The sequence below is a fragment of the Hyphomonas sediminis genome, assembly GCF_019679475.1.
GTDB classification, from domain to species: Bacteria; Pseudomonadota; Alphaproteobacteria; order Caulobacterales; family Hyphomonadaceae; genus Hyphomonas; species Hyphomonas sediminis.
The window spans coordinates 1,339,446-1,350,871 of sequence record NZ_JAIEZP010000001.1 but is presented as its reverse complement, the minus strand read 5'-3'; the positions used below and the strand labels follow the sequence as shown (position 1 = coordinate 1,350,871).

Annotated in this window: 11 protein-coding genes; 4 read left to right on the top strand and 7 right to left on the bottom strand. The window is 65.2% G+C overall.

The features are described from left to right. Window positions 1–47 precede the first annotated feature (47 nt). The gene (locus K1X12_RS06795; protein ID WP_220986861.1) at window positions 48–959 is read right to left on the bottom strand and encodes a LysR family transcriptional regulator; all 912 of its coding nucleotides are present in this window, start codon (window positions 957–959) and stop codon (window positions 48–50) included. A gap of 158 nt (window positions 960–1,117) precedes the next feature. On the opposite strand from K1X12_RS06795, the gene K1X12_RS06790 reads away from it, so the two are divergent. Beyond that, a complete protein-coding gene (locus tag K1X12_RS06790) occupies window positions 1,118–1,900 on the top strand; it encodes an SDR family oxidoreductase (protein ID WP_220986860.1) in 783 nt (260 codons plus the stop codon). Between the two features lie 61 nt (window positions 1,901–1,961). On the opposite strand, the gene K1X12_RS06785 is transcribed toward K1X12_RS06790, so the two are convergent. From K1X12_RS06785 to pdeM, 4 genes are all read right to left on the bottom strand, one after another. After that, window positions 1,962–3,422, bottom strand: a complete 1,461-nt coding sequence (locus tag K1X12_RS06785) for a pyridoxal phosphate-dependent decarboxylase family protein (protein ID WP_220986859.1) — start codon at window positions 3,420–3,422, stop codon at window positions 1,962–1,964. 29 nt (window positions 3,423–3,451) lie between these two features. Then, window positions 3,452–4,069 carry a S24 family peptidase gene (locus K1X12_RS06780; RefSeq protein ID WP_220986858.1) on the bottom strand — a complete coding sequence of 206 codons (618 nt, stop codon included), beginning with the start codon at window positions 4,067–4,069 and terminating at the stop codon, window positions 3,452–3,454. Between the two features lie 68 nt (window positions 4,070–4,137). Next, window positions 4,138–5,400 (bottom strand): SulP family inorganic anion transporter, encoded by a 1,263-nt coding sequence (locus tag K1X12_RS06775; protein WP_220986857.1) that lies wholly within the window; start codon window positions 5,398–5,400, stop codon window positions 4,138–4,140. A gap of 97 nt (window positions 5,401–5,497) precedes the next feature. Then, a complete protein-coding gene (gene pdeM, locus K1X12_RS06770) occupies window positions 5,498–6,235 on the bottom strand; it encodes a ligase-associated DNA damage response endonuclease PdeM (protein WP_220986856.1) in 738 nt (245 codons plus the stop codon). Between the two features lie 137 nt (window positions 6,236–6,372). Between pdeM and K1X12_RS06765 the strand changes: the two genes are divergently transcribed. After that, a complete protein-coding gene (locus tag K1X12_RS06765) occupies window positions 6,373–6,855 on the top strand; it encodes a hypothetical protein (RefSeq protein ID WP_220986855.1) in 483 nt (160 codons plus the stop codon). A 174-nt stretch (window positions 6,856–7,029) separates the two neighbouring features. On the opposite strand, the gene K1X12_RS06760 is transcribed toward K1X12_RS06765, so the two are convergent. Beyond that, window positions 7,030–7,557 (bottom strand): hypothetical protein, encoded by a 528-nt coding sequence (locus tag K1X12_RS06760; RefSeq protein WP_220986854.1) that lies wholly within the window; start codon window positions 7,555–7,557, stop codon window positions 7,030–7,032. A 356-nt stretch (window positions 7,558–7,913) separates the two neighbouring features. Between K1X12_RS06760 and K1X12_RS06755 the strand changes: the two genes are divergently transcribed. Beyond that, entirely contained in the window at window positions 7,914–8,123 is a 210-nt protein-coding gene (locus K1X12_RS06755; RefSeq protein WP_220986853.1) for an NAD(P)-binding domain-containing protein, read from the top strand. After that, on the top strand, window positions 8,114–8,476 hold the full coding sequence (locus K1X12_RS06750) for a DUF4166 domain-containing protein (protein WP_220986852.1): 363 nt from the start codon (window positions 8,114–8,116) through the stop codon (window positions 8,474–8,476). Before K1X12_RS06755 ends, K1X12_RS06750 begins: the two co-directional genes overlap by 10 nt. 12 nt (window positions 8,477–8,488) lie before the next feature. Here K1X12_RS06750 and K1X12_RS06745 read toward each other — a convergent pair whose 3' ends face one another. Beyond that, the gene (locus K1X12_RS06745; RefSeq protein ID WP_220986851.1) at window positions 8,489–11,338 is read right to left on the bottom strand and encodes a DEAD/DEAH box helicase; all 2,850 of its coding nucleotides are present in this window, start codon (window positions 11,336–11,338) and stop codon (window positions 8,489–8,491) included. Window positions 11,339–11,426: the final 88 nt, after the last annotated feature.

Below are 11,426 nucleotides of genomic sequence, written 5' to 3'. Positions count from 1 at the left end.
GCGACACAGCAGCACAAATATGCTTTTTTGCATGCGTTACGAGAAATTCAGGAACCTTGACGCATAGGCAGCCGCCGCATCGCCTCGGTTTCGGTGGTGATGAACTCCCGGAACGCGGCCACCCTTTTGGACCTTCTGAGGTCGCTGGGGTAAATGAAGTAAAGATCGAAAGTAGGCCCTGTTACATCAGGAAGGACGCGCACAAGGCGGGGGAAATTCGCCGCCATATAGTCCGGCACGTCCGCAATTCCGAGGCCGGCATCAACCGCGCGCAACATGGCGAAAACATTGTTCACCTTGATGGTCGCCGGGCGCGGGGGTGCGTCATCGCGCCCCACCCTGCAGGCGAATGCCATTTCAATCAGCGGGGTCGAATCGTCGCCGTAGGCAATGATCCGGTGATCATCCAGGTCCTGCGGCTCCCGCGGGGTGCCATGCGCCTTGAGATATTCGGCGGACGCGTAGAGATTCGTCGCGACCGTTCCGAGTTTGCGCTGGATGAGATCGGCCTTGTCGGCCGGCCAGAGGCGAATGGCGCACTCGGCTTCCAGTTTCAGCAGATCGTACTCTACCTGGTCGTCCAGGCGCAGGTCGAGACGCAGGTCCGGATGGCGGCGGATGAAATTGCCAAGGCGTGGCACCAGCCAGGTGGACCCAAAGGCCACAGGAGCCGACACAATCAGCTCACCCTGCGGTGTTTCCTGCTGATCGCGCAGGGCCGTATTGGCCATCTGGGCGGCAGACGCCATTTCCTGGGTGGAGCGATAGAGAGTGTGGCCACTGTCAGTCAGCACCAGCCCGCGGGCATGGCGCTGGAACAGGGAAACGCCCAGCTGCTCCTCCAGCGCCGCAATCTGGCGGGATACTGCCGATTGCGAGATGCCGAGGCGCTCGCCGGCAAGCGTCAGGCTGCCGGATTCGGCGGCCGCGTGAAACGATCTGAGCTTACCCCAATCCATGATGACGGTTTGTGACGGGTGTTTGACGAAGGAGCAAGAGGAATGACGCGGCGGCCCCTGCCCGCGCGCGCCTGGATTGGCGCGGCGTCACCTGTTTCCTACCCCCGCTTCCGTGCCTAGAAATCAGGGAACGCAGACATTCGGGAAGGAGACCGCCCATGGAAATCACGAAAGATACCGCCGCCGTCGTCACCGGGGGCGCCTCGGGCCTCGGCCAGGCCACCGCCCGCGCGCTGGCCAAGGCTGGCGCCAAGGTTGCCATCTTCGACATCAATGCCGAAGCCGGTGAAGCCACCGCCAAGGAAATCGGCGGCATCTTCTGCAATGTGAACATCATGGACGAGGCCTCCGTGGTTGCCGGCTTCGAAAAGGCCCGCGCCGCACATGGGCAGGAGCGGATCACCGTTCACTGCGCCATGACCTCCAAAGGCGGCAAGACGCTTTCCTGGGACAAGGAAAACGCCCGCTACAAGCGCCTCTCCACGGAAGACTACGAGTTCGGCGCCAAGGGCGTGCTGGTCGCGTCCTATCGCATCGCTTCGCTTTCGGCTGAAGGCATGGCCAATCTGCCGGAACTGGAAGATGGCGAGCGCGGCTGCATCACGCTGACGGCTTCGGTTGCCGCGCAGGATGGCCAGATTGGACAGGTCGTCTACGGATCATGCAAGGCCGGCGTCAATGGCCTGGTCCTGCCGATGGCGCGCGACCTGATGGACATCGGCATTCGCGTGAACTCGATCATGCCGGGCATTTTCGCGACGCCGCTGATGCTGCGCGCATCCGACAAGGTGCTCAACAGCCTTGCTGCTTCGGTTCCCTTCCCGAAACGCCTTGGCAAGCCGGAAGAATATGGCTCGCTGGCGCTGGAACTGGTGCGCAACAGCTATTTCAACGGCCAGTGCCTGCGTCTTGATGGCGGCATCCGGATGGCGCCGCGCTAACAGGTATCATTCAGGGACTTTTTTGAGACATCCCGTGCCTTTTTGGGGCGCGGGATGTTTTTTATGCGGCCAACACCGCACCCCCGATGCGCACAATTTCCGTCAGCAGAAGATCGAGGTCACTTTCCTGCGTACGGTGATTGGTGAGGTTCACGCGGATGGCTGTGCGGCCCTTGAGCTTGGTGGTTGAAGGCGCAGCGATGCCGCTTTCCTGAAGGCGGATGACGATCTCTTCGTTCAGGGCGCCGAGCGCGGCCTCATCCAGGCCATCTGCCTTGAGGCGGAAGCAGCAGATGTTCAGGCGGGCGGGCGCAAGCAATTCGAAGCGCGGATCTGGGGCCACTTTGGACGACAGGTAAGCGGCCTGATCGCAGTTGCGGGCGATGGCGGCGCCGAGACGTTCCGTGCCGAAGCCGGCGATCTGGGACCAGACCTTCAGCGCACGGAAGCCCCGCGACAGTTCCGGCCCATATTCAACCGGCCAGGGATTGCCCGCTGCGATACCGCGCGCTGCGCCTTTGAGATAGTCCGGGCGATCGGAAAAGGCGTGCCGGTGGTGGGGCTCCTCCCGTACGAGGACACAGCCGGCGTCATAGTTCACATGCATCCATTTATGGAAATCGAAAGCGAGCGAGTCGGCCTGCTCAATGGCGCGATACCGTTCGGCGTGTTTCGGCGACAAGCGCGCGAGCGCGCCGAAGGCGCCGTCGACATGGAACCAGAGCCCCTCTTCCTTCGCGATGGCCGACAGCTCCGCCAGCGGATCGGTGGAGCCGGTATTGACCGTGCCCGCCGTGCCGATGACGAGGAAGGGCGTGAGGCCCGCTTCCCGGTCTGCCCGGATGGCCGCGCGCAGGGCGCCTGTATCCATCTGGAATGCATCGTTCACGGGAATGCGGCGCAGCGCGTCCGAGCCGAGGCCGATAATGTCGAATGCACGTGGATTGCAGGCATGGGCCTCGGCCGAGGCATAGCCCACAAGGCGGGCGCCCTCGACGCCCTCCTTCCGGCTACGGAATTCCAGGCGTGCATCGCGCGCCGTTTTCAGGGCGATGACGGTGGCAAGGGACGTGCCCGAGACGAGGATGCCCGAGGCCGTTTCGGGAAAGCCGAACAGCTGCCGGCACCAGCTGATCACCTGCCGCTCGACATAGATGGCGCCATGATCGCGCCCCCCGGCATTGGCATTGAGCGCGCTGGCCACGATTTCGGCGAGCAGGTTTTGCGGCGTGCCCGAGCCATGCACCCAGCCGAAGAAACGCGGATGCGTGTTGCCGACGCCATAAGGCAGGAGCGCAGCGAGCTGGCTGGCGAGATCGGCCTCATCCTGCCCCTGCGCGGGCAGAGGCTGGCTGAAGGCGGCCTTCATTTCCGGCGGAAACGGCGTCCACACGCGCCCCTCGCGGGCCGCTTCCATCTTGTCCAGCGCCGCGTCCAGCAGGCGGTGGGCCGTGGCGCGGAAGGCGGGCCAGTCTTCAGGGTCCAGCCCCGGCGGCGCAGCAGGCAGCTTCGGATCGGTCATGGGAGAATGGCCTTTGCAAACTTGCCCGCTTACTGACTCGCCCAGAGGATGCGCGCAATCCATGCAATCTCTGCCGGGCGGAATTCCCTCGGGGCATAGTCCGGATTGAGCGAAGCGAGTTCAACCGTGCGGGCATTCCGTTTCGCCAGAACCTTGGCCATGACCTCGCCAGCAGTGGTTTTGGCAACGACCCTGTCACCAATTTTCACCGGTGCGCCGGGGGCGACGATGATGCGGTCACCCGCGCGATAGGCCGGCTCCATCGAATCGCCGCTGATCTGAAGGGCGTAGACTGTTTCCGTGCCGAGGCCGGGGAAGCGCACTTCCTCCCAGCCGCCGCCGACGGGGAAACCGGCGTCATCAAAGAAGCCATCCTGCCCGGCCTGCGCAAAGCCGATCAGCGGCGCCGATCCGCCACGGCGGCCTTCGACCAAAGCGGCAAAATCATCAAAGCCGGAGCCGACCGCATCGAGCACGCGGGCGAGACTTTCCGTGGTGGGCCAGCGGGGGCGGCCATCGGCCCCTTCCCGTTTCGACGGATTGAAGGCGGTGGGATCAAGCCCGGCCCGCTTTGCGAGGCCGGAGGGGCTGAGCCCGTGATGGGCGGCGAGGAGATCGATGCCGCGCCAGATGTCTTTGTGTTGCATGGGAAGCTGCCTGCCCGGAAGCATTTGATATATCGGAATTTATTCCTAACAGGAATAAATGCCTATCGTCAACGCTTTGGCGGCGTCCAGTCTGCCGGGGGCACATGACGGCGGCGCAGGCGCAGGGCAAGGCCGATGGCGACGCCCGCGCCAATGGCGATGGTAAGATCGGCAACCACCGTCAGCACGAGCGTGAGGAGGAGCAGGAACCGGTCTTCCAGTGGCAGGCGGGCATATTCGCGCCATTTGTGCGGCTCACTCATATTCCACGCCGTAAGCAGCAGCAGACCCGCCAGCGCTGGCAGGGCAAGCTGGCCGGCAAGGCCGGAGGCGAACAGCAGGATGACCAGCAGCGTCAACGCGTGGACAATGCCCGCAACAGGCGTTTTGCCGCCTGCCTTCACATTGGTGGCCGTGCGCGCGATGGCGCCTGTGGCGGGCAGGCCGCCCATCAGGCCGGAGCCGATATTGGCGGCACCCTGGGCAATCAGCTCCGCATTCGGACGGTGATGGCCTTCGATCATCCGGTCTGCCACCATCGCCGAGAGCAGCGACTCGACGCCGGCGAGGAAGGCGATGATCAGCGCCGAGGGCAGCAATTCCTGCAGGCGGGCGAGGCTGACATCGGGAAAGGCGGGCGCAGGCAGGCTGGAGGGCAGCGCGCCGAACCTGTCTGCAATCGTCTCCACCGGCAGGTGCAGCAGCGCCACGGTGGCCGAGGTGATGCCGACGGCGACGATGAGGCCGGGCCAGCGGGGCGCGAGGCGGCGGAACAGCACGATGAACAGGAGGGTGGAGAGGCCGATACCGAAGGCGGCCAGGCTGAAACTTGCCCTGCCCTCCCACAAGGCGGGCAGCTTGTGCAGGAAATCCGCCGGCAGATGATCGACCTGCAAGCCGAAGAGGTCCTTCAGCTGGCTGGCGGCAATGATGATGGCGATGCCCATGGTGAAGCCATTAACGACAGCCTCTGGAATGAACTGGATGAGATTTCCCGCGCGCAGGAAACCGGCGACCAGCAGGATGGCGCCGGCCATCAGCGTGGCCAGAACAAGGCCGTCATAACCGTGATGGGCGATGACGCCATAGACGACGACGATGAAGGCGCCGGTGGGGCCACCGACCTGGACGCGGCTGCCGCCGAGGGCAGAGATGAGGAAGCCTGCGACAATCGCCGTGACGAGGCCCGCGCCGGGATCTGCGCCCGAGGCGATGGCGATGGCGAGGCTGAGCGGCAGGGCAACCATGGCCACCGTGACGCCGGCGAAGGCATCGGCGGCGAACAGTTTCAGGTTGTAGGACCGCAGGGTCGTAAGGAGCTTAGGTGTCACATCGCTGGCGGGCGCGACGATTTGCGGGCGTCCGTACTTTAAGAGACGCTAAAGTGCGCCGCGCGAGTTTGCAACTGCGGCGTGTGCCCGCACGGCCTCAGAGCCGCCAGCCACCGGCGCTGGCGCCGCCGGGGCGGACATCCGGGATCAGATGTTTCTGCGGCAGGGAATAGACGCGGCCCTCGCCGATGGCGAAGGCCATGCAGCCTTCCGGGAAGATGGGACCGAAGGCAGGATCGAGGATGTTGAGCCCGCCGGCGAAGGCGCCCATGGCGGGCATGACGAGGCGGGCGCCATCGGAGACAAAGCACCGCCTGCGGACGGAGCGGCCCCGCCCGGCGACCTTGGCGACGGGATGGAGGTGGCCTGCAATTTCGCCTGCCTCGCCTTCAGGTTCATGACGGAAAACAAGGCCTTGCAGCCGCAGCACCCTGGCGGCCCTGCCCCCCAGATGGGCGGGGGGATCAGGATCGTGGTTGCCTTCGATCCACACCCAGTCATGCGCGCCGGTCAGCGCGCGGATACGGTCGGCATAGGGGGGCGGAAGACGGTGTTCGGACTGGCGGTCATGGAAGCTGTCGCCGAGGGAGAGGACGGTTTCCGGCGCGAGGGCGGCGCAGAGCGCTTCGATGCGCGAGAGGGTGGCGCCCGTATCATAAGGGGGCAACATCTGGCCGGAGGCGGCGTAGTTCGAGCCTTTTTCAAGGTGCAGATCGGACACGACAAGCAGGCGCCGCGCGGCCCACCAGAGGGCGCCTTCGGGCAGCGGGGTCAGCAGCTCCCCGGCAAGGTGGAGCAGCGTCTGTTTTGGCAGGGCGCTGGCGGCGGTAGTCATGGGCGCAGGATTGCGGCGTTGCGGGGCGCGGGTCAACGGGGCGCCGCAGCCTACCCCGGAACAGGGGTTTTATGTCTTTTCGGGGCTTTTCTATGCTTTTCCGATCCTTTTCAGAAACCGAATGAGGCATTTGCGTCATGCTCCGATCCCTTGTCATTGCCAGCCTTGCCCTGACCGCCGCCGCGTGCGCTTCGGCGCCTGAACCAGCCGCGCCCGCCGAGACGGTGACCCCGCTGACCTATGAAGAATTCCGCCCCCTGCTCCAGGCGGCGCACTTCAATCACAAGCCGGAGGTGAAGGCCGACGCGGCGCTGACCGAACTGGCCGCGCGCAGCGACATTACCCCTTCGCAAAAAGCCGAGGCGCTTTACCGGCGCGGATCGCTGCGGGGCATCTTCATTGGCGACTGGCCGATGGCATATCCGCAATGCGCGATGGGCGACTATCTGGAGGCGCTGAAGCTGGGGCCGACCGAGAGCGTGAAAGCGCAGATCATGAAGGACATGCAGTATCAGGTGAGCCGCCGGATCTATTTCAATCAGGCGCCTTTCCTGGGCGTGCCAGCAGAATGCGCGGCGCACCTGCCCGAAGCGCAGGCGCTGGTGGACGCGCAGCTCTAGGGCAAGCGATCTGATGGGATCAGATCGCTTGCCCTAGCTTCTTGATTTGTCGCAAACTCTTCCGCTCAACCGGTGCCCACTTGAGCGGATTTTGCTCTAGCGCCCGCGCGCCAGCAGCTTTGCCCGGCGAGGCGGGAGCCTTCCGGTCAGAGCAGCTTAGATTGCGGCGAGACTTCAGGAGGAGTCCGGCGGCGGCAGGAGGGTTTCCATCGCCATGCCGTTGAGGGCCGAGAGGACTTCGCGGAAGCGCGGGGGCATGTGCGGACCGCTGCCGGGAATGCGAAAGAAAGCGAGCGGGACGCGGGGCGTTGCGGCAGCCCCTTCCCGCACGCGGCGGCGCAGATAACGGCGGGCCTGGCGGACGGGATCGGCGTAGGCGTCTTCAAGGGCGATGAGGCGGCGCTGAAGCGCGACGGCGAGAGCGCGATCGTCCGCTGCCGGATCTTTCTTTGGCGGGCGCGGCTGCAAGGCGGCGTCGTCCAGAATGGTGATGCGCGGCAAGGCGGTGGCGGGGCCGCTGGATTTGCGAGGGGGCCTTACCGGCTCTGTCAGGCAGAAGACTGGCCGGCGGGCGGATTGTAGCGAGGTGGGCGGCGGATTTCGGGGCGGTGCCTGTCCTTCGGCGCGCGGCCTGTGAACAGGCAGCGGCAGGGTGGACGCGACGACAAGGATTGCGCGGCGCACGGTGGCCTCGGCAGGCACGACAAACCGGCGAAGGATGAGCAGGCCGGCGCGGCGCGGGCAAGCGTGATGAGGCCGAGCACCAGACTGGTCGCCATGCCCATCAAAACGTCTGGGCCCATCAGCACGTCTTGGCTCATCAGGGCACCGGGGCCCATCTCATCATCCGGAGGCAGAGGAAGATCGCTCATGCCGGGCAGTATAGGGGCACGCTGCGGGGCGTGGACAAGTTGATGCGAGATAGTTTCAACGAACTGTTTTGATTGGGTATTATTCCGACCGCCTGATGGACAAGCCCGCACAGGCGGCACGAGAAAGTGACGCATGTTCAAGCCGGGAGGTTTATCTGACACTTCCTGCCAGACAGGGGAAACCGATTGAACAGCCGCATTCTCATCATTGGCGGATATGGCGTATTTGGCGGCAAGCTGGCGCGGGCGCTGGTCAAATCTGGGTATACGGACGTTATCGTTGCCGGGCGAAGCCTGACGGCGGCGGAAGCCTTCTGCCGGGAAGCGGGCGGAACGCCGCGGGCGCTCGACACAGGCGCAGCCGACCTGGCCGCGCAGGGCGCGACGTGCCGGTGACCGTGACGATGCGGCGGACGAGCGACGGCGAGACCTGGACGCGCGCTTTCGGGCCGCGCCGGTTCCGCTCGCATCTGCGCCGGGTGGCAGGCGACCCGCCGGGCATGGTGCGCGAGCGATTTGGCGCGATGGCGTTTTCCATTCCGCTGAGCCTTGAAAACGGGCGGCTGGCCTTTCCTGTGACCGGCGGGCGCGTGGCGGGCATCCCCTTGCCGCGCTTCCTGTTGCCGGTGAGTGAGACGCATGAAAGCGTGGACAAGGATGGGGCCTGCCGGTTTGACGTTTCCATCCGCCTGCCGATGATTGGCCTTGTGGCACATTATCGCGGATGGCTGAAACCTGCGCCCAATTGAGCGGGATTTGCCCTAGCCCATCGCATCCCGGATGAGGTCAGCTTCAGCTTCGCGGAGGATGGCTTCCATGGCGGAGGCGCCGAAGACAGGCTCGCGGCCAACCTCCAGCATCACGGGCACGGCGAAGGGGCTGATCCGGTCCAGCCGTTGATGCACGATATGGCCGTGGATGCGGGCGAGCATGTCCGACAGGCGGCGCACATCGAGGAGGCCAGTGGCGGCGTCGGCGCGGGTGGCCTGCAGGAGGATATGGTCGGGCTCATGACTGCGCAGGACATCGAAGATGAGATCGGTTGAAAAGGTGACCTGACGGGAGTTTTTCTCCGATCCCGGAAGGTTTCTGTGGATGAGGCCGGAAATCTGGGCGCAGTGGCCGAAGGTGCGCTTCATCAGGGCGCTTTCATCGAGCCATTCTTCGAGGTCATCGCCCAGCATGTCCGGATGGAAGATGGCGTCCATGTCCAGCCCGCGCATATCCTCCATGCCCCAGACGGCCATGGCGTATTCGCTGGCGACGAAGCCGACGGGCTTTGCCCCTGCCCGCTCCAGCCGCCGGGTGACCAGCATACCGAGCGTCTGATGCGCGAGCCGGCCCTCGAAGGGATAGGAAACGAGATAATGCCGGTCTGCGCGCGGGAAGGTTTCCACGAGCAGATGATCCGGCGGCGGAATGACCGAGCGCATCTCCTGGATCTCGAACCATTCGCGCACAGGGTCTGGCAGGTGTTTCCATTCCTCCGGATTGTGGATCATGTGGCGCACGCGATCTGCCAGGAAGGTGGAGAGCGGGAACTTGCCGCCATTATAGGTGGGGATGGCCGGGCTGTCGGACTGGGCGCGCGTACAGAGGGCGTCCATGCCATCCACAGCGATGAGACGGAGGATTTCGCCACCGAAGAGGAACGTGTCGCCGGATGTCAGCAGGCTGAGGAAGTATTCTTCCATTTCGCCGAGCTTGCGACCGGCTCTTATTGTAGTTTTGCTCGCGGCAGCTCCCTCGCCTGCGGCTCGGGGCCGCTGCGCCTGCGCTTTGCTTGTGTTGCTCGGCGCTGTTGCTCCGCCTGCGGCGGAGCGCGCCTGCGCCTGCGCTTTGCTTGTGGGGGTGGCATACTGGGAAGCTGCGCTGCCAGGCTTTCCCCCTCCGCCCCTGCGGGGCACCTCCCCCGCAGGCGGGGGAGAAGAAGGTTGCACCGCGCCTCGACCAGCAAAACTGGCGAGGCGGATGTTCAGCATGGGGGCTTCGACGATGGCGCCGACATTCATGCGGTGGGCCTGTTTGTCGCGCGGGGTGCGGGCGACCCAGAGGCCATCGGCGCGGCGCACGATGCGGTGGAACCGGTCATAGGTCTTGAGCGCGTAGCCGCCGGTGGCGACGAAATCGACGATGCGTTCGAAGGTTTCCCAGTCGAGATCGCGATAGGGCTGGGCGCGGCGGATTTCCTCATGCAGGGCGGCGAGCTGGAACCCCTCCCCGCAGGCGCGGCCCATGACATGCTGGGCGAGAATGTCGAGCGCGCCGGAGCGCGGGCCGTCGCCATCAATCTCGCCCGCTTCCACGGCGGCCTCGGCGGCGCGGCATTCGAGGACTTCAAACCGGTTTGTAGGCACAAGGAGGGCTTTGGAGGCTTCATCCATACGGTGGTTGGAGCGGCCGATGCGCTGGATGAGGCGGGCGGCGCCTTTGGGGGCGCCCATCTGGATGACGAGATCGACCTCGCCCCAGTCGATGCCGAGATCGAGGGTGGAGGTGCAGACGACGGCTTTGAGCTGGCCCGCGGCCATGGCGGCTTCGACACGCTCGCGCTGCTCGCGGGCGAGCGAGCCGTGATGGAGGGCGATGGGGAGGCCATCTTCATTCGCCGCCCACAGCTCCTGGAAGAGAAGCTCGGCCTGGCTGCGCGTGTTGACGAAGACGAGCGTCATCGTCGCGTCGCGGATGGCTTCGTAGACCTCGCCAACCGCGAACCGGCCCGAATGGCCCGACCACGGAATATGCTCGCGCGAGACGAGGATGGAGATGTCGGGGGCGATGGTGGAGGGGGTGGATATGATGCGGACGGGGGTTTTTTTATTGTTCGTGGCGGGGCGGCGGACGTTCAGCCAGTCTGCGAGCTGGGCGGGGTCGCGGACGGTGGCGGAGAGGCCGAGGAAGCGGCAGGCGGGAGACCATTCGGCGAGCGTGGCGAGGCCGAGGGCGAGCAGGTCTCCGCGCTTGGACGGGGCGATGGCGTGGATCTCGTCAATGATGACGCAGCGCAGGTCCGCAAAGAAGCTGGCGGCGTGATCGGAGGCGATCAGCAGGGCGAGCTGTTCAGGCGTGGTGAGCAGGATGTCGGGCGGGTTTTTACGCTGGCGCTGGCGGACATGGGTGGCGGTGTCGCCGGTGCGCGTTTCGATGCGGAGGGGGAGGCCCATCTCGGTGACCGGCGTCATCACATTGCGCTGCACGTCTGCGGCGAGGGCCTTGAGCGGCGAGATATAGAGCGTGTGGAGGGAAGGGCGTTTGTTCAGATTGCTCGCCGCTGCTCCCTCGCCTGCGGCGAGGGGCGGCTGCGCCTGCGCCTTGCTTGGGAGGGGGGCAGATTGGGAACCGGCACTGCTGGGCCTTCCCCCTCCGCCCCTCTGGGGCACCTCCCCCGCAGGCGGGGGAGGAAAAGAAGTTTCGCTGAGTTCGATCAGGCTGCCGAGGAAGCCGGCCATGGTCTTGCCCCCGCCGGTGGGCGCGATGAGGAGCGCGCTTTCGCCGGCAAGCGAGGCCTGCGCGAGGGCGAGCTGGTGGGGCCGGGGCGACCAGCCGCGCGCGGCAAACCACGCCTCGAAGGCGGGCGGCAGGCGGAACTGGGGAGGAGCGCTATCGGCCATGGCGAAGATTAAACTAGGGCAAGGCGTGAATTCTGGCTCTTCCAATTTTCGCAAAGACAGAAGAATTTGCAGACGCTGTTCAACCCTA

Bases quoted from the DNA above. Each gene is read 5' to 3' on its own strand.
- K1X12_RS06745 (WP_220986851.1), bottom strand. From the start codon at position 11,338: ATGGCCGATAGCGCTCCTCCCCAGTTCCGCCTGCCGCCCGCCTTCGAG.
- K1X12_RS06780 (WP_220986858.1), bottom strand. From the start codon at position 4,069: ATGCAACACAAAGACATCTGGCGCGGCATCGATCTCCTCGCCGCCCAT.
- K1X12_RS06785 (WP_220986859.1), bottom strand. From the start codon at position 3,422: ATGACCGATCCGAAGCTGCCTGCTGCGCCGCCGGGGCTGGACCCTGAA.
- K1X12_RS06790 (WP_220986860.1), top strand. From the start codon at position 1,118: ATGGAAATCACGAAAGATACCGCCGCCGTCGTCACCGGGGGCGCCTCG.
- pdeM (WP_220986856.1), bottom strand. From the start codon at position 6,235: ATGACTACCGCCGCCAGCGCCCTGCCAAAACAGACGCTGCTCCACCTT.
- K1X12_RS06795 (WP_220986861.1), bottom strand. From the start codon at position 959: ATGGATTGGGGTAAGCTCAGATCGTTTCACGCGGCCGCCGAATCCGGC.
- K1X12_RS06765 (WP_220986855.1), top strand. From the start codon at position 6,373: ATGCTCCGATCCCTTGTCATTGCCAGCCTTGCCCTGACCGCCGCCGCG.